The 20659-nt window shown below is 63.3% G+C and carries 20 protein-coding genes; 13 read left to right on the forward strand and 7 right to left on the reverse strand.

The window, feature by feature from the left end:
• Positions 1-222: 222 nt before the first annotated feature.
• Both NKH42_RS15415 and NKH42_RS15420 read right to left on the reverse strand, forming a co-directional pair.
• Positions 223-2274, reverse strand: a complete 2052-nt coding sequence (locus tag NKH42_RS15415; protein WP_352687804.1) for an elongation factor G — start codon at positions 2272-2274, stop codon at positions 223-225.
• A gap of 163 nt (positions 2275-2437) precedes the next feature.
• Entirely contained in the window at positions 2438-3304 is an 867-nt protein-coding gene (locus NKH42_RS15420; protein WP_352506732.1) for an alpha/beta fold hydrolase, read from the reverse strand.
• A 146-nt stretch (positions 3305-3450) separates the two neighbouring features.
• On the opposite strand from NKH42_RS15420, the gene NKH42_RS15425 reads away from it, so the two are divergent.
• Positions 3451-4047 carry a methyltransferase family protein gene (locus NKH42_RS15425; protein WP_352687802.1) on the forward strand — a complete coding sequence of 199 codons (597 nt, stop codon included), beginning with the start codon at positions 3451-3453 and terminating at the stop codon, positions 4045-4047.
• A 30-nt stretch (positions 4048-4077) separates the two neighbouring features.
• Entirely contained in the window at positions 4078-4473 is a 396-nt protein-coding gene (locus tag NKH42_RS15430; protein ID WP_352687800.1) for a (R)-mandelonitrile lyase, read from the forward strand.
• A gap of 6 nt (positions 4474-4479) precedes the next feature.
• Here the strand turns inward: NKH42_RS15430 and NKH42_RS15435 are convergent, their stop codons facing one another.
• Entirely contained in the window at positions 4480-5682 is a 1203-nt protein-coding gene (locus NKH42_RS15435; protein WP_352687798.1) for a pyridoxal phosphate-dependent aminotransferase, read from the reverse strand.
• Positions 5683-5885: 203 nt separating this feature from the next.
• On the opposite strand from NKH42_RS15435, the gene NKH42_RS15440 reads away from it, so the two are divergent.
• From NKH42_RS15440 to NKH42_RS15450, 3 genes are all read left to right on the forward strand, one after another.
• Positions 5886-6779: an EAL domain-containing protein gene (locus NKH42_RS15440; RefSeq protein WP_352687796.1), complete on the forward strand. Its 894-nt coding sequence runs from the start codon at positions 5886-5888 to the stop codon at positions 6777-6779.
• Positions 6776-7630 carry an EAL domain-containing protein gene (locus NKH42_RS15445; RefSeq protein ID WP_352506737.1) on the forward strand — a complete coding sequence of 285 codons (855 nt, stop codon included), beginning with the start codon at positions 6776-6778 and terminating at the stop codon, positions 7628-7630. Before NKH42_RS15440 ends, NKH42_RS15445 begins: the two co-directional genes overlap by 4 nt.
• Before the next feature lie 257 nt (positions 7631-7887).
• Positions 7888-8496, forward strand: a complete 609-nt coding sequence (locus NKH42_RS15450; protein ID WP_352506738.1) for a glutathione S-transferase family protein — start codon at positions 7888-7890, stop codon at positions 8494-8496.
• A 617-nt stretch (positions 8497-9113) separates the two neighbouring features.
• On the opposite strand, the gene NKH42_RS15460 is transcribed toward NKH42_RS15450, so the two are convergent.
• Positions 9114-9326, reverse strand: a complete 213-nt coding sequence (locus NKH42_RS15460; protein WP_023678332.1) for a cold-shock protein — start codon at positions 9324-9326, stop codon at positions 9114-9116.
• A 298-nt stretch (positions 9327-9624) separates the two neighbouring features.
• On the opposite strand from NKH42_RS15460, the gene NKH42_RS15465 reads away from it, so the two are divergent.
• Complete coding sequence (locus NKH42_RS15465; RefSeq protein ID WP_352477837.1) at positions 9625-9951, forward strand: hypothetical protein; 327 nt, start codon at positions 9625-9627, stop codon at positions 9949-9951.
• 51 nt (positions 9952-10002) lie between these two features.
• Here NKH42_RS15465 and NKH42_RS15470 read toward each other — a convergent pair whose 3' ends face one another.
• Complete coding sequence (locus NKH42_RS15470) at positions 10003-10575, reverse strand: methylated-DNA--[protein]-cysteine S-methyltransferase (RefSeq protein WP_352751923.1); 573 nt, start codon at positions 10573-10575, stop codon at positions 10003-10005.
• Positions 10576-10783: 208 nt separating this feature from the next.
• Between NKH42_RS15470 and NKH42_RS15475 the strand changes: the two genes are divergently transcribed.
• The 7 genes from NKH42_RS15475 (at position 10784) to NKH42_RS15505 (ending at position 15961) form a co-directional block, all read left to right on the forward strand.
• Positions 10784-11560 carry a transglycosylase SLT domain-containing protein gene (locus NKH42_RS15475; protein ID WP_352751925.1) on the forward strand — a complete coding sequence of 259 codons (777 nt, stop codon included), beginning with the start codon at positions 10784-10786 and terminating at the stop codon, positions 11558-11560.
• The gene (locus tag NKH42_RS15480; RefSeq protein ID WP_352751927.1) at positions 11553-12041 is read left to right on the forward strand and encodes a GNAT family N-acetyltransferase; all 489 of its coding nucleotides are present in this window, start codon (positions 11553-11555) and stop codon (positions 12039-12041) included. The genes NKH42_RS15475 and NKH42_RS15480 overlap by 8 nt, the downstream gene beginning before the upstream one ends.
• 159 nt (positions 12042-12200) lie before the next feature.
• On the forward strand, positions 12201-12947 hold the full coding sequence (locus tag NKH42_RS15485; protein ID WP_352751929.1) for a DUF899 family protein: 747 nt from the start codon (positions 12201-12203) through the stop codon (positions 12945-12947).
• Between the two features lie 258 nt (positions 12948-13205).
• Positions 13206-13589, forward strand: coding sequence for a DUF6152 family protein (locus NKH42_RS15490; protein ID WP_352751931.1), 384 nt, complete (start codon positions 13206-13208; stop codon positions 13587-13589).
• Positions 13590-14057: a hypothetical protein gene (locus tag NKH42_RS15495; protein ID WP_352751933.1), complete on the forward strand. Its 468-nt coding sequence runs from the start codon at positions 13590-13592 to the stop codon at positions 14055-14057.
• 302 nt (positions 14058-14359) lie between these two features.
• The gene (locus tag NKH42_RS15500; RefSeq protein WP_352740186.1) at positions 14360-14998 is read left to right on the forward strand and encodes a hypothetical protein; all 639 of its coding nucleotides are present in this window, start codon (positions 14360-14362) and stop codon (positions 14996-14998) included.
• Between the two features lie 222 nt (positions 14999-15220).
• Positions 15221-15961 (forward strand): hypothetical protein, encoded by a 741-nt coding sequence (locus NKH42_RS15505; protein ID WP_352753894.1) that lies wholly within the window; start codon positions 15221-15223, stop codon positions 15959-15961.
• A gap of 96 nt (positions 15962-16057) precedes the next feature.
• Here NKH42_RS15505 and carB read toward each other — a convergent pair whose 3' ends face one another.
• On the reverse strand, positions 16058-19561 hold the full coding sequence (gene carB, locus NKH42_RS15510) for a carbamoyl-phosphate synthase large subunit (RefSeq protein ID WP_352751936.1): 3504 nt from the start codon (positions 19559-19561) through the stop codon (positions 16058-16060).
• 185 nt (positions 19562-19746) lie between these two features.
• The gene (locus NKH42_RS15515) at positions 19747-20610 is read right to left on the reverse strand and encodes an SH3 domain-containing protein (protein ID WP_352751937.1); all 864 of its coding nucleotides are present in this window, start codon (positions 20608-20610) and stop codon (positions 19747-19749) included.
• Positions 20611-20659 lie beyond the last annotated feature (49 nt).

A 20659-nucleotide genomic window follows, 5' to 3' on the forward strand; every position in this document is an offset into this window, starting at 1 on the left:
CGCGGTGTGGCTCGTCCGGGGGATGGGGGCATCACTCGGACGACCCGGGCTCAGGCAGCTACCGCGTCCGAACCATCCTCCGCCGCCAGACACCGGCGGCAAGCATGCGGCGGACCTGCCGTTTCGCCTCCCACGAAGACGGTCCGCAACGAAACGGCGCCCGAATGATCCGGGCGCCGTTTCCTTGTGTGCATCCTTGTGCTCTGGCCGCCGCAAGCTGTTTCAGGCGGCCTTGCCGTTGGCGTTCAGCGCTTCGTCGGCCAACCGCCCGGTGAGTTCGGCCATGTGGTCGAAGACGGCCCGATAGCTGGCGACACCAGCCGTGGCCGAGCGCAGCTCGATGATGAGGTCGCCGATCTCGGCCTGCGGCATGGTCGCCTCAACCACGTCCCATCCCGGCCAGTCGGGCCGCGCGTCGTAGCCGAGGATCTGGCCGCGCCGCTGCGGGATCAGCGCGATGATCTTCGACGTCGCATCCGACGGCGTGACGATCTCGACCTTCATCACCGGTTCGAGCAGCACCGGCGAGCAGGCGGCCATGCCTTCCTTCATCGCCAGCTTCGCCGCCATCTGGAAGGCCATGTCGGAGGAATCCACCGCATGGTAGGAGCCGTCGGAAAGGTTGACGGCAACATCGACGACCGGAAAGCCGAGCGGGCCGGATTTCAGGTAATCGCGCACGCCGGTCTCGACCGACTGGATGTACGTCTTCGGCACGACGCCGCCGGTGATCGTATCGGTGAACTGGAAACCGGACCCGCGCGGCAGCGGCTTGATCTCCAGCACGACGTCGCCGAACTGGCCGTGGCCGCCCGACTGTTTCTTGTGGCGGCCGCGCTGCTGCGTCGCTTTTCGGATAGTCTCCCGATACGGCACGGCCGGCACATGGCCTTCGACCGGGATCTGGTTCTTGCCTTCCAGCCGCTCGCGCACGACGCGCAGATGCATCTCGCCATGACCGGACAGTACGGTTTCGGCTGAATCCTGGTTGTGATGCAGACTGAGCGAGGGATCTTCCTCGGCCAGGCGCTGGATGGCCGCCGACATCTTGACCTCGTCCTTGCGCTCTTTCGGCCGCAGCGCGAAGGCGAAGACCGGTTGCGGCGGCGCCAGCGTAACCAGAGGCTTGATGCCGCCCTTGGTCGAGCTCAGCGTCTGGCCGGTCCTGACGGCGTCCAGCTTGCCGAGCGCCACCGTGTCGCCGGCCTTGGCCGAAGTCAGCTTGACCTGGTCCTTGCCGAGCATCTTGTAGATGCCGGAGACCTTTGCCGTCTCGCCGCTGGGAAGGAACAGCTCGGCGGCGTCGGCGACCTGACCGGACAGGATGCGCGAGACCGACAGCTTGCCGCCATGCGCGGTGTGGATGGTCTTCATCACCTGGACCACGGTGGCATTGCCGTCGGGAGCGCCGAGACGCTGGCGCGTCGCCGCGATATCGGGTGCGTCGTGACGGATCGCCTTCAACAGGCGCAGCACACCGTTGCCCTTCTCGGCGGTGCCGATCAGCACCGGCGTCACCGTGCCGTCGCGCAGATCCGCGGCGAGGTCATCGAAGATCGCGTCCTTTGGCGGTTCGATCTCGTCCAGCAATTGCTCCATCAGGCGGTCGTCATGGTCGGCGAGCGTCTCCAGCATGGAAAAGCGCGCCTCGAGCTCGCGCGCCTTGTCGTCGCTCGGGATCTGGGCGACCTCGCTCTCGGCATATTCGCGATAGATGTAGGCACGCTCCAGAGCGAGGTCGATCGAGCCGATGACGACGCCGTCCTTGCGCAGCGGGATCTGGCGCAGCAGCAATGGCACCGTGCTTGCCGGCTGCAGCATCTTCAGCGTGTCGCGCACGCCTGATATCGCCTTGTCGACCTTGTTCAGGAACAGCATACGCGGCACGCCGAGATCGTCGAGCTTGCGCATGATCAGCTGCAGGGCAGGGATCTTCTTCTCGTCAGCCTCGGCGACGACCACGGCGACGTCGCAGGCAGCCAGCACCGGCTCGGCTTCGAAGGAGAATTCGATGGAGCCGGGACAATCGACGAAGGTGAACGGCTCGCCCATGAAATCGGTTGTGGCGAAGGTCGCCTCGACGCTCATGCCGTGAGCGCGCGCTTCCGGCGAATGATCGGAAACGGTATTTCCGGACGAAACGGGATTCTGGCGGGGAATGGCGCCTGTACGGGCGAGTATGGCTTCGAGAAGTGTCGTCTTACCGCTTGCAAAGGGACCGACTATGGCAATGCATTTCGGTCCCGTGCGTCGTCCTCCGGCGCGAGTACCCATGGCTGACCTCCACTCAGGCGTTTCCCTGTGAGCGGCGGCCGGCCTGTCGGCCGTCGCGGGCGAGGCTTTTTTCAATTTGCCACCTACCCAAAGGGCATCGTCCCACGGGCAGGCCGGGAGGGCAAGGGATTTGAGGTTGAAGGGATTTGAAGTTGGGGCCGGTTCAGCCGGTGCCGGTTCGGCGCGACGCCAGTGGCGTTGCCTCAATGCGCTGCACTGACACCGTCTCGGCAAAGCGCGCGAGCAACGGATTGAACAGGTCCGCACGCTCCCAGAAAGGCGCATGCCCGGCACCGGGAATGATGTGGCAATGCTCCCACAGCGAGCCGTAGGCGAGCGTTTCAAAATAGCCGAGCCGGACGAACGGGTCGTTCTCGCCATTGACGACGGCGACCGGAAACGCGGCCTGCTCGATCACCTGTCTCTGGTCGGCGCCCTTGCCGGTGAGCATGCCGCGCGTCACCGCGGCGCGCAGCCGGCCGTCGGTACGCAGGATGGTTTTGCGAAAGGACGGGTCGGCGGTGTCTCCGAAGCAGAGCGTTTCGAAGCGCTCGGCATCGCGTTCGGAATACGTCTTTTTGGACGCCAGTAGCATGTCCCAATGCGCATGGAAGCCGCGCAGCATGCCGAAAGGACCCTTCGATACCGGCGGCGCGCCGGTCAGCATCAGCCCGCCGACGGCGCGGTGAAAACTCGCGAGCTCGATTGCCACGTGCCCGCCAAGAGACCAGCCGAAGACAACGGCGCGACCGATGCCCAAGGCATCGAGGAGCTGAGCCGCCGATTGGGCAAGGCCGGCGATGGTGTAGTCCGTCGCCGGATCGCGGGCGTCCGACGATTCGCCATGGCCGGGCAGGTCGAAAGCAATCAGCCGATGGGCGGCGGCCAACGGGCTGTCGAACTGGCGGGCGAATACGGTGCGCGAACTGCCCGAGCCGTGGATCAGGACAAGCGGGATGCCGGGTCCCGACGACTGGCTGAGGCGCAAATCCGCTTGCGGCGTGCGGATCGTGCGGTGGGAAACGGCCATATCCGGTTGGACCTTCGAATTGTCTCGAGGTCAACATCGCATGCTGAGGTCACCATGTTGTTTAGAACGGTGGTTAAGAAATGATTTCTCGGTTTCTGCCGGCTATGATGGCCGAATCCACCACAGCTAACCCCCGGAGCCTGATGATGGAATCCACGCTCGACCTTCTCCTCTCGATCAGCAGCATCGCGACGCTCGGCCAATATGCCTGGTCGATGCGCGGGCATTTCCAGTCGCCGAGCATGTCTCAAGGCGCCATGATCATTTCGGCCGTCGTGGTCGGCACGGCGCTGTTCTTTCTGGCGCTGCTATGGATCGAGCGGCAACCGGTTGCAGCGAAGATCGGCGGGTTTGCCGTCGAACTGGCAAGCTCGGCGCTGTTCTGGTGGGCGATCTCGGTTTCGCGCAAGGCGCGGCTGCGTTTCGCGTTTGATCCGGACAATCCCGACAGCCTGGTGACCGAAGGCCCTTATAGCCATGTCCGTCATCCGTTCTACACATCCTACATCATCTTCTGGATCGGATGGGGTATCGCGACCTGGTCGGTGTGGGCGGTCGTGCCGGTCGCCGGCATCGTTGCGATCTATGTGATCGCGGCCTTGGACGAAGAGCGAAAATTTTCACGTACAAGGTTGGCCGGTGCCTACCAGGCCTATAGCGGACGTGCCGGCCTGTTCTGGCCGCGTTTTGCCCGCAGCCGGCAGGAGATGCAGCCGGCATCGGACGAAAGTGGTAGTCTCTAAGACACTGGATTGGATCGAGGATTTGCGACGATGAAGATTATTGGCTGTGGCAGCGTGCCGACGATTGTTGCGCCGGAAAAATACTTCACTGGCCGGGTTTTGCAGACGCCGATCATCGAGAAGGAGGCACCGGCGCGGCTACGCGCCACGCTGGTCAGATTCGAGCCCGGCGCCCGGACCCACTGGCATACGCATCCGCTCGGCCAGACGCTCTACGTCACGTCCGGTGCCGGTCTCGCGCAAAGCTGGGGCGGGCCGATCCAGGAGATCAGGGCCGGCGACGTCGTCTCCTTTGCGCCCGGCGAAAAGCACTGGCACGGCGCCGCGCCGAAATCGGCGATGACGCACATCGCCATGCAGGAGGCGCTGGAGGGCGTGCATGCCGACTGGCTGGAGAAGGTCAGCGACGAGCAGTATGGCGGCTGAAACGTCTCAGACCAGCGCGGCGGTGAAGCGCTGGATGCGCGTGCAGGCTTCTTCGAGCAGAGCCTCCGACGTGGCGTAGGAGATGCGGAAGTTCGGGCCGAGGCCAAAGGCCGAGCCGAAAACAACCGCCACGCCCTCGGCCTCGAGCAGTTCCGAGCAAAAGGTTTCGTCGCTGTCGATCACCTTGCCGCTCTTGGTCGTCTTGCCGATCAGCTGGGCACAGGAGGGATAGACGTAGAACGCACCCTCCGGCGATGGGCAGGTGATGCCGCGCGCCTGGTTGAGCATCGAGACGACGAGATCGCGCCGGCCCTGGAAGATCGCCTTGTTCTTCGGGATGAAATCCTGCGGCCCGTTCAGCGCTTCGACCGCCGCCCATTGGGCGATGGTGCAGGCGCCGGAGGTCTGCTGGCCCTGGATCATGTCCATCGCCTTGATCAGCGGCACCGGGCCTGCCGCATAGCCGATGCGCCAGCCGGTCATGGCATAGGCTTTGGACACGCCGTTCATGGTCAGCGTGCGCTCATAGAGCTTAGGCTCGACCTCGGCGATGGTCTTGAAGACGAAGTCGCCATAGGTCAGGTGCTCGTACATGTCGTCGGTCAGCACCCAGACATGGGAATGCTTCAACAGTACGTCGGCCAGGCTCTTGAGCTCCGCTTCGGTATAGGCGGCGCCCGAAGGGTTCGACGGCGAGTTCATCAACAGCCATTTGGTGCGCGGCGTGATCGCCTTTTCCAGCACGGCCGCCGTCAGCTTGAAGCCGTTGTCGATCGAGGTGTCGGCAAAGGTCGAGGTGCCGCCGCAGATCGCCACCATTTCGGGATAGCTCACCCAGTAAGGCCGCGGGATGATCACCTCGTCGCCGGGGTTCAGCGTCGCCATGAAGGCGTTGAACAGGATCTGCTTGCCGCCGGTGCCGACGATGGTCTGCTCCGGTCGATAGTCGAGATTGTTCTCGCGCTTGAATTTTTTCGCGATCGCCTCGCGCAGCGGCACGATGCCGGAGACCGGCGGATATTTCGTCTCGCCGCGGCGGATGGCCTCGATCGCGGCGCTCTTGATGTTGTCGGGGGTGTCGAAGTCCGGCTCGCCGGCGCCCAGCCCGATCACGTCGCGGCCGGCGTTTTTCAGCTCGCGCGCCTTCTGCGTCACCGCGATGGTCGCGGAAGGCTTTACGCGGGAAAGGGCGTCGGCAAGAAAGGCCATGACAGATATCTCCAGGAAGACCGGCGCGGCGAAGGCGCCGCGGCGCCTCTCATGTCGCATCATCTGGTCAAGCGCAAGCCCAGCGCAGGCATGGTCGAATGAGCCAGCGCGCAATGCTGGCAACAATAAATTCATCAACGATCGGTAAAAGCTTGAACGGCAGGGACCGTAGCCGGTCCGCCAGTCTCGCATAGCGAGGAACCGTGACGCGCAGCATCGAGCTTGCCCATATCATCCGCCATGATGACGGCACCGCCAGCGGTGTCTGGGGGGTCTATACGCTGCAAAGCGCGTTCCAGCCGATCTTCGCCTTCAACAAGGGCAAGCTGTCCGTCGTCGCGTTCGAGGGGCTGATCCGGCCGTTCCGCGACGGCGAGCCGCAGCCGCCAATGAGTTTCTTCAACAGCTGTCCGGCGGTCGATCGCCTGCATATCGAGGCGCTGACACGGACGCTGCACCTGCTGAACGCCGGCGCCTGCCTGCCGCGAGACGCCTCCATCTTCATCAACTTCGATCCATCGGTGTTCACCGACCGCGGCATCGCCGACAAGGCGCTGCGCGACATGCGACTGGTGCTGCACGAGGCCGACATCGATCCGCGCCGCGTCGTCTGCGAGGTCACCGAGCAGAAATCGGCGTCGCAGGAAACGCTCTACAATTTCGTCGAGGCGCTCAGGGGCAATGGTTTGCGCATTGCGGTCGACGATTACGGCGCCGACGAATCCGACATCAATCGCATCAAGGAACTCAGGCCAGACATCGTCAAGTTCGACGCCGACTGGATCATGACGCTGATGGAGTCCGGTGCCGGCTTCGCCTTGCTGACCGCCATGGTGACAAGCTTCGAAGAGCAAGGCATCCGTACGGTGTTCGAGGGCATCGAGACGGGCTGGCAGCTCGAGCTTGCCGAAAAGTCGGGCGCCTCGATGGTGCAGGGCTATGTGCTGGCGCGCCCCGAGCTTGCGCCAACCAGCTTCCACGTCTTCGACAAGAGCGGGCAGGCGGCCGCGGTGCCGGCCGATGCTGAGAAGGTTTCTGCGGCCGTTTCGCCATCGCGGCGGCCGATGCGGGCCTTTGGCCGCAGGGTGACATCGTGACCGGGCGGGCCGACATGCGGCGCAAGGTCGGCGAGGCGATCTTTGCCGACGAGGTCGGCATCGAATATGGCGTCTACGGCGCATTCCGGCTGAGGAGCGCCTACCAGCCGGTCTTCGCGCCGCGCGGCAGGTTTCTCGCCGCCGTCGCGGTCGAGGGACTGATCGAGCCGCATCGTGCAGGCAGGCCGGTGGCGCCTCAAATCTTCTTCGAAGGTGTGCCGGCAGCGGATCGGCTGTTTGTCGAAACCATGTGCCGGGTGCTGCATTTGCGCAACTTCCGCAACATCGGCGTCGACGGGCTCGACCTGTTTTTCAACTACAATCCGCTGATCAACGATGACCCCGCACGGGCGCTGGCCGAAATCAGGCTGATGACCAGGCATCTGGCGGATTTCGGCCTGCATCCCGGCATGCTGGTCTGCGAGATCACCGAGCAGGCTGCCGGCGACAAGGTGCTTGTCAGCCTGGCGCGCGAGATGCGGCGCGACGGCGTCCGCATTGCCATCGACGATTTCGGCACAGGGCATTCTACCGAAGAAAGGGTCGCCCTCGTGCAGCCCGACATCGTCAAGATCGACGGCACCTGGTTCGCCGAATTCTGCCGCCATGCCGCCGCCGAGCGGTTTTTCCGGCCGCTGGTTTCGACGCTGCACGATCGCGGCGCCAAGGTGCTGGTCGAAGGCGTCGAGAACGCCACGCATCTGCGCGTCGCGCTGGATGGCGGCGTCGACCTGCTGCAGGGCTTTTACCTTGCCCGGCCGGCGCTGGCCGGAACGCTGTTCGACGAGGAGCCGCTGTCGATCGACAGGCTGCTTGGCAGGGACAGCAACGTCATCCCCTTGTTCGGCTAGGATATGCCGATATTCAAGTGATGCCGGCCTGCGAACGGGGGGTCCTGCGCTTCCAGTGCTCACGTACCCAAACAGTACGCTCCGGTTCTCGGAACCCGCCCTTCTCGGCTCGGCCTGACTTGAATCTCGACATATCCTGTAATGCATCAGCGGCGCTGATGGTTACGCCAAAACAAATCACTGGATGAAGCCGCCGCTGCCGCGATAGAGGCTGGATCAAGCCTTGAGACGGGTGGTTGCGAGCAAGGGGAGCATCGATGATACTCTATGGAATGATCGACAGCGGCAATTGCTACAAGCCGCGCCTGTTGATGGCCAAGCTCGGCATCCCTTTCACCAATGTCGAGGTCAGCTCGCATACCGGCGAGACGCGCAAGCCCGACTATGTCGCCAAGAACCCGAACGCCATGGTGCCGCTGCTCGAACTCGACGACGGCCGGCGGCTGGCCGAATCCAACGCCATCCTGCTCTACCTCGCCGAAGGCACGCGGTTTCTGCCGGCGGACAGATACGAACGCGCGCTGGCCTATCAGTGGCTGTTCTTCGAGCAATACAGCCACGAGCCTTATATCGCGGTGCGCAGAGCGCTGCTCACCTTTCCAGAACGCGCGAAAGACGCGACACCCGAGCGGCTGGCGGTGACGCTGGAGCGCGGCAACAAGGCGCTCGGCGTCATGGACCAGCACCTGGCCGGGAGCAGCTTCTTCGCGGGCAGTGCGCTCAGCGTCGCCGACATCGCGCTCTATGCCTATACGCATACGGCCGAGACGGGCGGGTTTCAGCTCGACGCCTATCCGGCGGTTGCCGCCTGGCTGCAACGGGTCGAGGCCGATCCGGGGCATGTGCCGCTGGACTGGTTGCCTTAGTCATGCTTGTCGCCGCTTCGCGGCTCGCTCCGGGCGTTGGGCTTGTGGCCTTCGGCCAGTGGCGTGAATGCTCGCACGCCTTTGCTCAACGAGGGCAGTTTTGCGTAGGCCTCCCAAAACGAGGGAGTGGCAAAATGATTCACAGAGGCCGGGTCCGGCCGGCGCGATGATCAGCCAAGGCCTGCTCGGCAAGCTTGTCCAGCCTGCCGCCCTTGGCGTCGGCTTCGATCTCCCGGTCCCACATGTCGGCTTGCAGCGCCTCGAACCATGCGGCAAACGCCTTGAGCTCTTCGGGGCCTTAGTTCGGCGACGGATTTCTCAATCTGTTCAAGCTTGCTCATGGTCGATGGTACAATGACCGGGGTAAAAACAACCACAAAGTGGTCCCATAGGACCAAGGCGACGGTTCACCGGATTTCAGACAGCAAAAAGGCGGGACAAAATCCCGCCTTCCCATGCTTGGTAGCCTGATCGGGAGCGTTTTGGCCGGGCCGGCAGCAATCTGCTGCTTCGGCTTGTCGGGTCTTTCGCTCCGGCGCGCTTCTCGCGCGACCGCCAGTACATCCGTGACTTGCCGCGCGCCCCGGGCTATCGCCCGGCGCGCGCCATTTTCAAGATCAGGCCGCCTTGCTCAGAGATCCAGCGGACGACTTGCCAGTGCGGCGGTCCTGCTCGATCTCGAAGTTGATCTTCTGGCCTTCGACCAGGGTCGACAGTCCAGCACGCTCGACTGCGGAGATGTGGACGAAAACGTCCGCGCCGCCGCTATCAGGCTGAATGAAGCCGAAACCCTTGGTGGAATTAAACCACTTGACCGTACCTGTTGCCATTTCGATAGTCCTTACGTTTGCTTTAGTTTGACTGGACCGAAACCCAGCCGGTTTGTATCGAGATTTTGGAGATAGAACGTCAGCAAACGCGAATATCGCGAGGCCCGGATCGATCGGCCGAAATATCAATGGACCGCATATAATATGCCTTCGCGCAAAAAACAAGACGGGGCGGAAAATGGCACGGCGGCAACGCTGCCCAACGGCCGCCCCAATCGCGTGAGAGCGTCGTCGTTGCGCGCCTGACGCGGGAGGATCGCGCCGGCTTCGGGCGCGACTGGGTTTTGGGGAGAGGGACATGAAAATCGTTCTGCTTGCCGCTTGCCTGACGCTGGTGGCCGCCGAGGCGCAGGCGGTCTCGCGCTACGACCCGACCCGCATGAGCTGCGGCAAGGTGCAGGCGACGATCGCGCGCGAGGGGGCGGTCATCCTGCGCTACAGATCGACGCGCGTGCCGGGCCTGGCGCTCTACGACCGCTATGTGCGGAGCCAGCAATTCTGCGACATCGGCGAGGTCAGGGCGCGGGCCTCGGTGCCGAGTGCCGATACGAATTCGTGCACCGTCTACAAGTGCAAGCGGGTGGAGATCGACCGGCGCTTCCGCCGGCGCCTGCTTCCGGATTAGGCTGGTCGAGATGGTGCGCGGGGTGCCGGCCTCACCTGAATATCAGCACAGCTAAAACCCGAACGACACCTGCGCTGGGGGCGGCGGGCCGACGCGTACGCCTTCCATTGCCAGCATCTTTTCCTTGGTGGCCGAGCCGCCGGGCGCGGAAAATCCGCCGATCTTGCCGCCGGCGGCAAGGATGCGATGGCAAGGGATGACCAGCGGCACCGGGTTGGCGCCGAGCGCCGCGCCTGTCTCACGCGCCAGCCCGGCATGGCCGGCGCGTTTGGCCAGTTCGCCATAGGTGGTGGTTTCGCCGAAGGCGAGTTTTCGCGCCGCGTCATAGATCGCCAGGCGGAACTCGTCGACGCCGCTGAGATCGACCGGCACGCCGGAGAAATCGACGTCCTCGCCGGCGGCATAGGCCTTGATCGACGCGATCAGTTCGGCAACCCATTGCGGTTCGGGCTTCACGGCTTGTTCGACGTCGGAGGCATGGCGCAGCAGCCGGCGCTCTACCGCGTCGCGGTTGCGCTGCGGCAGGCAGAGCCGGGTTAGCCCGGCTTCGCTCCAGGCGATACCCATGTAGCCGAGCACGGTTTCGAAGACCGCGTGGCCGGCGGTGGCATGAGAGGCGTCCATGGCGCTGCTCCTTTCCGGAATCCTTCGAAGTACAAATCCAGAACAATATCGCATTTCCCGGCCCGGCTCGCCACCCGAAAACCACCGGGTACCGCGGATTGCCCGAGGAAAGATGCTGGTGTAAGGACTTCTTAACACCCGACGAACCGGACCCGAGCGCCGCTTGCCAGCAAAATTCCTCTTTCCCGTCCTAGCGGCGGTGTTGGCCGTGGCCGCTCTCAGTGGCTGCACCTCGACTTCGCCGGCGACCCCGGCCCCTGCCTTCACGGAAAACTCGGCCAACACCGATGCCGGCTTCACGCTGGCGCTGCCCGACACTGTTTCGGTGCTGCCGGAACCGTCCGGCCTCGCCCAGACAGCAGCACTGCCGGTCGAGCCGGCCGCCGCCTTTGCCGGGCCGACGCCGCTGACGGCAACGACCCCGGCCGTCATGACCACCAGTGCCCAGCCAGCCACCGCGGTGGCTGCCGTCGCCATGCCGGTCACCGGCCAGACTGCCGCCATGCCCGGCATTCAGCCGGTCGCCTACACGGTGCCGCAAAACCCGGCCGTTCTGGCCGCGATCGACCCGGCAGAGGCCCAGTCGAACGCCGGCGCCCGCAGCGAGATCGAACGGCTGATCGAGAAATATTCCGCGCTTTATCAGGTGCCGGTCGATCTGGTGCGCAGCGTCGTCAACCGCGAGAGCACCTTCAACCCGAAAGCCTACAATCACGGGCATTGGGGGCTGATGCAGATCAAGCACGCGACGGCGCGCGGCATGGGCTATGACGGGCCGGCGAGCGGCCTGTTCGACGCCGAGACCAACCTGAAATATGCGGTGAAATATCTGCGCGGCGCCTGGCTGGTGTCGGGCGGCAATCCCAAGCGCGCCGACCGGCTCTACCAGAGCGGCTATTACTACGACGCCAAGCGCAAGGGAATGCTGGGCGAAACCGGCCTCGGCAGCGACCGCCTGCGGCGCCGTATGCAACCCGATGCCTGAGCCGCGCCCACCGGCGCCGAACGACATAAGACTGCGCAAGATCCTCGACGACACGCTTCTGGCGCCGCGCTGGCCGGAAGGTTTTTTCATGCGCGGCTTCGAAGCCTCCGATGCGCTCGCTTTGCATGCGCTTTTGACCGCGGTGTTCGACGACGGCGCCGATGGGCCGTTCGACCAATGGTGGCCGCGCATTTCGGGCGACGCGGAATTCGATCCCGCTTTGTGTTTCCTGGTCATCGACGGCAAGGGGCGGCTGGCGGGCGCCGCGCTCTGCTGGACGACGGGGTTCGTCAAGGATCTTGCCGTTCATCCCGAGGCGCGCGGCAAGGGCATAGCCGAGGCGCTGATGCGCCACGCCTTCGCGGTGTTTCGTGTGAGGGGTGCTGCGCATGTCGACCTCAAGACCAACACCGTCGAGAACGCGGCCGCCGTCAGGCTCTATCAGCGGCTGGGGATGATCGAGGTGGATTGGGCGGGGTGAGGAGCGCCGTTCGTCCTTTTGAAGGCGGCAGCCCGGGTTCTCGTCGCCACGGCGCCTGCGCAAAAATGTCGGAACCGTTTCGCGCGATGCGTCCTTGGGAGGCAAGGCGCGTTGCCACGAACGGCGCGCCGCCAAAAAGCACGGCAGATGGAGATGACGATGATCACCTTTCCCAACGAGTCCCAGGAATACCGCACCGCCCGCGAAAAGCTGCTGCGGAAGGAAATCGAGCTGCGCCGTGCCATGGAGGATGTCGCCGTCGCGCGGCGCGCGCTGCCGCCGGGCGGGCTGGTGCCACAGGACTATGTCTTCGACGGGCTGGGGCCGGACGGCAAGCCCGCCAGGATCAAGCTTTCGGAACTGTTTGCGCCGGGCAAGGACACGCTGATCGTCTATTCTATGATGTTTCCGCGCCATCCGCAGGAGACGCGCGACGTGGCGACGAGCGGCGCCACGGCGAAGCTGCCCAGACCGGACCAGCCTTGCCCGTCCTGCACGGCGCTGCTCGACCAGTTCGACGGCGCCATTGGCCACCTCGAGGCCGCCGGCTACAATTTCGCTGTCGTGGCCAAGACCGCGCTGGAAAACCTGCTGACGCTCGGCCGCGACCGCGGCTGGAAAAATATGCGGCTGGTCTCGTCGGCCGGCAACAGCTTCAAGCGCGACTATCACGCCGAGGCCGAGGATGGCGCGCAGCTCCCCGCGCTGTCGGTGTTCCACCGCGACGGCGACGGCATCCGCCACTTCTGGAGCTCCGAACTCGGCTTCGCGCCGCCCGAACCCGGCCAGGACCCGCGCGCCATAGGCACCTGCGAGATCCTGTGGAACCTGATGGATTTTACCCCGGAGGGCAGGGCGCGGAGCTGGCAGGAGCAGCTGCAGTACAGAGAGGCTTGCTGCCACTAGCGTAGCTCGGCGCCGCCCTCATCTGCCTGCCGGCATCTTCTCCTCGTAGAGGGACGGGAGAAGGGGGCTGGCGTCAAACTCAGCTCACTTTCTTCAACTCTGGAGATTGGCGAAATGCGTGGCGACGGCAACCTTTCTCCCCGTCACTATACGGGGAGAAATGCCCGGCAGGACAATGAGGGGCGGCGCAGACCCTATGTGATTTGACGCTGCGGCGCGCTGACCTACCCTCTAATGCCGGAACCGAGGAGACGAGCGATGCTGTCACCTTTCATTCGGGGCGCCACGCTGGCAGCGGCGGTGATGCTTGCCGCCGGCACCGCAGCCTATGCCCATCACGGCTGGTCGTGGACGCAGGACGGGTTTTTCGAACTCAGGGGCAGGATCACGGCCATCTATATCGGCAACCCGCACGCCACGCTCGATGTTGACGCGAAGGGAGAGGCCTGGCGGGTGGAGATGGCGCCGCCGTCGCGCACGATCGCCGCCGGCTTCACCGAGGAGGTCGCCAAGGTCGGCGACGAGGTGACCGCGATCGGCCACCGCTCGCGCGACGAGAGCGAAAAGCGCATGAAGGCGGTCCGCATCATCGTCGGCGGCAAGACCTATGACGTCTATCCCGACCGCGTGCCGCCGGCCTGAATGGACGGGTTTTTCGCCGGCATCGAGCAACTCGCCTTGGTGCGGGGACTGAGGGCCTCCTTCGTCGCCTACCCCATAGTCAATGCGCTGCACATCATGTCGATCGGCGCGCTGCTGACCAGCGTCGGGCTCATGGACCTCAGGATCCTGGGCGCCTTCCGCTCGCTGCCGCAGGCGCCGTTGGTCGCGCTGCTGCGCCGCACGGCGTTGAGTGCGTTTGCAGGCGCGCTTGTGACCGGGGCGCTGCTGTTTTCAGTCAGGGCGAGGGAGTATGCGGCGATGCCGGTTTTCCTCGCCAAGCTGGCGCTCATCCTTCTCGCCGGCGCCAACTTCCTCGCGTTTATGCGGGTGTGCCGGGCAAGGGGCGGAGAGGAGCCGGCGGGTGGGGGCGCTACCGTGCTGGCGGTGGTTTCGCTGATGCTGTGGACGTCCGTGCTTTTCGCCGGACGAATCATCGGGTTTCTCTAGGAAATCGGGCGTGGGCACTGGCCTTCGCCGACCGGCAGAATAGTCTCCAAGCAATCGCGGAGTCGGCGCAGGCCCCCTCATCCGGCCGCTTCGCGGCCACCTTCTCCCCGAGGGGAGAAGAGGTTGGCGCCAGCGCTTCAAGTCTCCTCCCCCTCGGGGAGAGGTCGCCCGAGCGAAGCGGAGGGCGGGTGAGGGGCTTTGCGCCAACGTCGATCCCAATCCATGGAGATCGTCATGACCAAGGAAATCGTCGAAGCGCCGTAATGGCACGAGCGGATACTCGTCTGACGAGCGTTGTAGATATGGACAACGTCTATTCAGACACGAAAATCATTGCAACTTATCCAGAATCTGCTAAGCCTATCCGTGAAAGGATGGTTGCAATGAACGGAAAGCGATCACGCGAAGCCCTTCTTGAGTTCCTCGACTACCTTGCGAGGAAGGGTTTGATGAACACGACGACTGCCCGCTCTCGCAAGGCATCGGCGAACAAGGTTCTGTCTATACTTGAAAAAGATGAGGCGGAAGACGTCACGATTTTAGATCTAGATCAGCTTCTTGTTCGGTTTTCGAATATTTCTGGTGCAAACTATACCCCAGACAGCCTAAACACATATAAAAGTAGGATAAAATCAGCTATTGATGATTTTAAGAATTATTTAGATAACCCGATGTCGTTTAGGCCGTCTACGCAGGCGTCCGGAAGAAAGTCTTCTGAGCGGCCGAAATCGATTAACACAGCAGACAGCAAGTCGCCCGACGAAATTCCTCAAAAAATATTCGCTAATTTCTCGCCACCGCCGCCTACTTCAGTTTCGATACTGCCTATCCCAATTAGACCGGACTTGACGATACAGGTGCAGGGGCTGCCCTACGATCTGACACCAGCGGAAGCGGCCAAGATTGCGAACGTAATACGCGCGATGGCGTCCACAGATTGATTCCCGGTCCAAACGGGAATTAAGCTCAGCTCGGCTGAGACCACGGGAGCCGCTGGCTCGGCGTCCAAAGCCGATGTCCAGCGGCCCTCTTTGCCCGTCTAAATACAGGCTGAGGGACTATAGCTCACAAGCCCAATTGTCGCAAACCGAGTTGCCTCGAACCGATTTGGTATACAATGACCGCCCCAGATGCGAACCGGCAGAAAGAAGCATGGCGAGAGATTGACAGCATTTTTTCAGATGCAAAAAATACGTGGGTTATTCACTACTCTTGCGAAAGTTTCTATGATCGAGGGGCGTTCGCCCAGGGTCACGTCCATTGCAGTTCGCAAGTTGAGTGACGCGCAGACGCACTCATTTTCTATCCATCAAATTGCTGAGCGCCAAGGCGTAGCGTTTGGGGAAATTGAGCAGCATTATGATAGATTGGAGCGCCTCATGCTGGACGCGTTCTTTTCATTTGTGGGCTCGTACCGGAACAGTCATTTCATGCACTGGAATATGCGTGATGCGAACTACGGATTCGCGGCAATCGAGCATCGGTATACAGTTCTTGGCGGTACGTCTGTCGTAATTGACGACGAACGAAAGCATGATTTATCGAGAATTATCATAAATATATATGGGAAGGGTTACATATCACACCCACGAATGGAGTCTTTAATTGAAAAGAACCAGATACGACCTTTGGACTTCATGACGGGCTCGCAAGAAGCGGCAGCGTTCGAAGAGCGAAATTTTAGCGGACTGCATCAATCCACATTGCGCAAAGTGGATATTCTAGCGAATCTCGCAACGTTGGTGAAAGATCGTTCTCTAAGGACGAATACCACACGCTGGGAGATGCATGGCGGTCGTATTCGAACTAGCGTCTCTTGGGTTCTTGAAAACAAACTTGTTGCTTTTTTTGCCAGTATCGCAAGCATCGTTGGCTTAGGTTTGGCAATTTACGCTCTAAAGTAAACGGTACAATCCTCATCGGCCCGCTTCCCGCCGCAGGGTAATCACATATGTGGCGCTGTCATATGCGGTTCCCTGCCGAAAAGGAGGAGAAGCCCCTCACGCAAAATACTCCTGCAGCGGCCGCACCTCTAGGCTCCCCGCCCGCAACGCCGCTATCGCCTCGGCCACCGCCGCCGCGCCCGACAGCGTCGTGTAATACGGCACCTTCTGCATCAGCGTCGCCCTGCGCAGCGATTTCGAGTCCGACACCGCCTTCTGGCCGTCCGTGGTGTTGAAGACGATCTGCACCTGGCGGTTGCGGATGGCGTCCTCGATGTGCGGGCGGCCTTCCAGCACCTTGTTTATCTTCTCCGCGACGACGCCGTTCTCGGCGAGGAAGCGCGCCGTGCCTGAGGTGGCCAGCACTTTAAAGCCCTGGCCGGCGAGACGCTTGACCGCCGGCAGGATGCCTTTCTTGTCCTCGTCGCGCACCGAGACGAACAGCGTGCCCGCGCGGGGGAGATCAACACCCGCGCCGAGCTGGCTCTTGGCGAAGGCCAGCGCGAAGTCGCGGTCGAGACCCATGACCTCGCCGGTCGAGCGCATTTCCGGGCCGAGCAATATATCGACGCCGGGGAAGCGGGCGAAGGGGAAGACTGCTTCCTTGACGGCGATGTGGCCGGGATTGCGGGGGTCGGGCATGGCGCCGTAATGGGCGAAGGCGTCTTCCAGGCTTTCGCCGGCCATGATGCGGGCGGCGATCTTGGCGATGGGCCGGCCGATGGTCTTGGCGACGAAGGGCACGGTGCGCGACGCGCGCGGGTTGACCTCCAGCACATAGACCGTGCCGTCCTTGATCGCATATTGCACGTTCATCAGGCCGCCGACATTGAGTGCGCGGGCAAGGGCCGCCGTCTGGCGCTCCAGCTCGTCGACGAGTTTCGAAGGCAGCGAATGCACCGGCAGCGAGCAGGCGCTGTCGCCCGAGTGGATGCCGGCCTCCTCGATGTGTTCCAGGATGCCGGAGACGTAGGTCGACTTGCCGTCACAGAGGCAATCGACATCGACCTCGATGGCGCCTGAGAGATAGGTGTCGAACAGCAGCGGGTTCTTGCCGAGCAGCGTGTTGATCTGGCCGGTCTTGTCGTTGGGGTATTTCTGCTTGATGTCCTCCGGCACCAGGCCGGGCACGGTGTCGAGCAGGTAGGATTGCAGCATGCTCTCGTCGTGGATGATCTGCATGGCGCGGCCGCCGAGCACATAGGACGGGCGCACGACCAGCGGGAAGCCGAGCTCGCCGGCGACGAGGCGGGCCTGCTCGACCGAATAGGCGATGCCGTTCTTCGGCTGGCTGAGGCCGAGCTTGTGCAGCAGCTTCTGGAAGCGGTCGCGGTCCTCGGCGAGATCGATCATGTCGGGCGAAGTGCCGAGGATCGGGATGCCGGCCTTCTCCAGCGCATCCGCCAGCTTCAGCGGCGTCTGGCCGCCGAACTGGACGATGACGCCGACCAGCTCGCCCGAGGCCTGTTCGGTGCGCAGGATCTCCAGCACGTCCTCCGGCGTCAGCGGCTCGAAATAGAGCCGGTCGGAGGTGTCGTAGTCGGTCGAGACGGTCTCCGGGTTGCAGTTGATCATGATCGCCTCGAAGCCGGCGTCGCGCAGCGCAAACGCCGCATGACAGCAGCAATAGTCGAACTCGATGCCCTGGCCGATGCGGTTGGGGCCGCCGCCGAGAATGACGACCTTTTTGCGCGACGAGACCTGCGCCTCGTTGGCGAGCACGCCGGCGAACGGCACCTCATAGGTCGAATACATGTAGGCGGTGGGCGAGGCGAACTCGGCGGCACAGGTGTCGATCCGCTTGTAGACCGGATGAACGTCGAGCTTGTCGCGAATCTTCTGGATTTCTTCGACGTCTTTCCTGACCAGGGAGGCGAGGCGGGCATCGGAGAAACCCATCGCCTTCAGCATGCGCAGATTGCCGGCGTCATCAGGAATGCCGTGCTCGCGGATGCGGTCCTCCATGGCGAGGATGCCGGCGATCTGTTCGAGGAACCACGGGTCGATCTTGCACATTGCGTGCACGTCTTCCAGCGAGGTGCCCATGCGGATTGCCTGCGCCACCATGCGCAGCCGGTCCGGTGTCGGCGTGCCCAAGGCGGCGCGAATGGCGTTGCGGTCGTCGACATGGCTGGCGGGCGCGCTGCCGTGGCCGATGCCCGGAATCTCGATCTCGTCCAGACCCGTCAGTCCGGTTTCCAGCCCGCGCAGCGCCTTCTGCAGCGATTCCTGGAAGCTGCGGCCGATGGCCATGACCTCGCCAACCGACTTCATCGAGGTGGTCAGCACCGGCTCGGCGCCGGGGAATTTCTCGAAAGCAAAGCGCGGGATCTTGGTGACGACATAATCGATGCTCGGCTCGAACGACGCCGGCGTCGCCCCGCCGGTGATGTCGTTCTCGAGCTCGTCCAGCGTGTAGCCGACGGCGAGCTTGGCGGCGATCTTGGCGATCGGGAAGCCGGTCGCCTTGGAGGCCAGGGCGGACGAACGCGAGACGCGCGGGTTCATCTCGATCACCACCAGACGGCCATCGGCCGGGTTGACGGCGAACTGCACATTGGAGCCGCCGGTCTCGACGCCGATCTCGCGCAGCACCGCGATCGAGGCGTTGCGCATCATCTGGTACTCTTTGTCGGTCAAGGTCAGGGCAGGGGCGACGGTGATCGAATCGCCGGTGTGCACACCCATCGGGTCGATGTTCTCGATCGAGCAGACGATGATGCAGTTGTCGGCCTTGTCGCGGACAACCTCCATCTCGTACTCTTTCCAGCCGAGCACGCTCTCCTCGATCAGCACTTCGGTGGTCGGCGAGGCGTCGAGGCCGGACTGGACGATCTCGAAGAATTCAGCCCGGTTGTAGGCAATGCCGCCGCCGGTGCCGCCCATGGTGAACGACGGGCGGATGATGGCGGGCAGGCCGACATGGTCGAGCGCCTGTGCTGCAATCGCCATAGCATGGCTGATATAGCGCTGCTTGCGGTCACCTTCGCCGAGGTTCCAGCGGGTTTCCAGCGCGTCTAGCGCGGCGTCGAGGTTTTCCGGCTTCTCGGCTTTCAGCGCGGCGCGTTCGGCCTCGTGCGTCTTGCGGTCGGCATTCTTGACGTCGGTGGCGTTGGCCAGCATCGACTTCGGCGTTTCCAGGCCGATCTTGTTCATCGCCTCGCGAAACAGTGCACGGTCCTCGGCCTTGTCGATTGCCGTGGCGTCGGCGCCGATCATCTCGACATTGTAACGGTCGAGCACGCCCATGCGGCGCAGCGACAAAGCGGTGTTGAGGGCGGTCTGGCCGCCCATGGTCGGCAGCAGCGCGTCGGGCCGCTCCTTGGCGATGATCTTGGCAACCACTTCCGGGGTGATCGGCTCGATATAGGTGGCATCGGCCAGCTCCGGGTCGGTCATGATGGTGGCCGGATTGGAGTTGACCAGGATGACGCGAAAACCCTCTTCCTTCAGCGCCTTGCATGCCTGGGTGCCGGAATAGTCAAACTCGCAGGCCTGGCCGATGACGATGGGGCCGGCCCCGATGATCAGGATCGACTTGATGTCGGTGCGTCTTGGCATATCGAAGGTCCGTTCGGCAGGCGGCTTGCACGAAAAACCGGACGGGAAGACCCGGCCGGTTGTGCTCGCGATTCTGGTATCAGGCTAGGAGGGCCTTATAGGGAAGAGTTTTGCCGGATGTAACCCCGAAAATGAGGCAGTAGGGCAGAGGTTCGAGCGGCCTTTAAACATATTGCCCTACTGCCCTACTGCCTCATTCCCCTACCACTATCCCCCAGCGCGAACTGATCCGTAATCTCGAAGCGCTCGGCAACGCCGACGCGGATCATGTTGAGGCTGCCTTCGCGCGTGAAGCGGAATTCGCCCGGCCCATTCGAACCGGCCGGCTTGCCGGCGTAGAAGCTGATGATGCGCGTGCCGCCGTCGGGCCAGGTCACGGTCACGTCGGTTTTGTCGCCGGTGCGCGCGACGCCTGCCTTGCAGTTGGTCATCGGCTGGCCGAGATAGCGCGCGCAAGGAATGACGTTGCCGGCACCTGGGAATGGTGTCCCCGGCGGCTGTAGCCGTGCAACGGTCTGTGCGTCGGGCGGAGGCGCCGCATTGGTCGCGCCGAAATTCTGGACGGGATCCACTGCCGCGGGCGCCGATCCATCAACCTGTCCAGTCGAGGGATTGCCAGCGGCCAGGGCCAGGCGGTAAGCGTCCTCGATAGCCACCCTGCCGATTGCGTCAGCGGAGTTCAGCGACGTTTCGGGAGCAGTTGCGCCGAGGCGCGTTGTCAGATCGGGCAGCGGTTGAGAGGCAGGGCTCTCCGCATTGGCCGCCGCCTGGGGTGTCACTTGCCGGGGATTGATGGGGTCGAGGTAGCGTGCGGGTGCCCATCCGCTCAGCTTCGGGTCGTCAATGTCTTCGACCTTGCACCACTTGTAGCCGCTGACCTCGCCACAGCCGAGATTTTTCACGCTCGATCCACTCGGCAACCGCGCCTCGATCTTGCCCATGGCCGACGCCGTGGCGCGCACGTTCAGAAGGTCATCGGGAGCGAGACCCGTCACAATCGAGATGATGGGCTCCGGCTCCTGGCCGTTGGCCGGCAGCTCCGCCAGCATCAGCGGAGCGGCCACCACCGCAAGCAGCGTCGTCGGGAGTGTTACTGTG

Origin of the sequence: Mesorhizobium sp. M1142, assembly GCF_040318565.1 — a bacterium.
In the GTDB taxonomy this organism is placed as follows: Bacteria; Pseudomonadota; Alphaproteobacteria; order Rhizobiales; family Rhizobiaceae; genus Mesorhizobium.

What these genes read in the sequence shown, in the direction of transcription:
- NKH42_RS15425 (WP_352687802.1), top strand. Translation starts at nt 3,451, where the DNA reads ATGGAATCCACGCTCGACCTTCTCCTCTCGATCAGCAGCATCGCGACG.
- NKH42_RS15500 (WP_352740186.1), top strand. Translation starts at nt 14,360, where the DNA reads ATGGACAACGTCTATTCAGACACGAAAATCATTGCAACTTATCCAGAA.
- carB (WP_352751936.1), bottom strand. Translation starts at nt 19,561, where the DNA reads ATGCCAAGACGCACCGACATCAAGTCGATCCTGATCATCGGGGCCGGC.
- NKH42_RS15480 (WP_352751927.1), top strand. Translation starts at nt 11,553, where the DNA reads ATGCCTGAGCCGCGCCCACCGGCGCCGAACGACATAAGACTGCGCAAG.
- NKH42_RS15460 (WP_023678332.1), bottom strand. Translation starts at nt 9,326, where the DNA reads ATGGCAACAGGTACGGTCAAGTGGTTTAATTCCACCAAGGGTTTCGGC.
- NKH42_RS15430 (WP_352687800.1), top strand. Translation starts at nt 4,078, where the DNA reads ATGAAGATTATTGGCTGTGGCAGCGTGCCGACGATTGTTGCGCCGGAA.
- NKH42_RS15415 (WP_352687804.1), bottom strand. Translation starts at nt 2,274, where the DNA reads ATGGGTACTCGCGCCGGAGGACGACGCACGGGACCGAAATGCATTGCC.
- NKH42_RS15485 (WP_352751929.1), top strand. Translation starts at nt 12,201, where the DNA reads ATGATCACCTTTCCCAACGAGTCCCAGGAATACCGCACCGCCCGCGAA.
- NKH42_RS15515 (WP_352751937.1), bottom strand. Translation starts at nt 20,610, where the DNA reads ATGCTGGCGGAGCTGCCGGCCAACGGCCAGGAGCCGGAGCCCATCATC.
- NKH42_RS15495 (WP_352751933.1), top strand. Translation starts at nt 13,590, where the DNA reads ATGGACGGGTTTTTCGCCGGCATCGAGCAACTCGCCTTGGTGCGGGGA.
- NKH42_RS15420 (WP_352506732.1), bottom strand. Translation starts at nt 3,304, where the DNA reads ATGGCCGTTTCCCACCGCACGATCCGCACGCCGCAAGCGGATTTGCGC.
- NKH42_RS15465 (WP_352477837.1), top strand. Translation starts at nt 9,625, where the DNA reads ATGAAAATCGTTCTGCTTGCCGCTTGCCTGACGCTGGTGGCCGCCGAG.
- NKH42_RS15435 (WP_352687798.1), bottom strand. Translation starts at nt 5,682, where the DNA reads ATGGCCTTTCTTGCCGACGCCCTTTCCCGCGTAAAGCCTTCCGCGACC.
- NKH42_RS15490 (WP_352751931.1), top strand. Translation starts at nt 13,206, where the DNA reads ATGCTGTCACCTTTCATTCGGGGCGCCACGCTGGCAGCGGCGGTGATG.
- NKH42_RS15470 (WP_352751923.1), bottom strand. Translation starts at nt 10,575, where the DNA reads ATGGACGCCTCTCATGCCACCGCCGGCCACGCGGTCTTCGAAACCGTG.
- NKH42_RS15450 (WP_352506738.1), top strand. Translation starts at nt 7,888, where the DNA reads ATGATACTCTATGGAATGATCGACAGCGGCAATTGCTACAAGCCGCGC.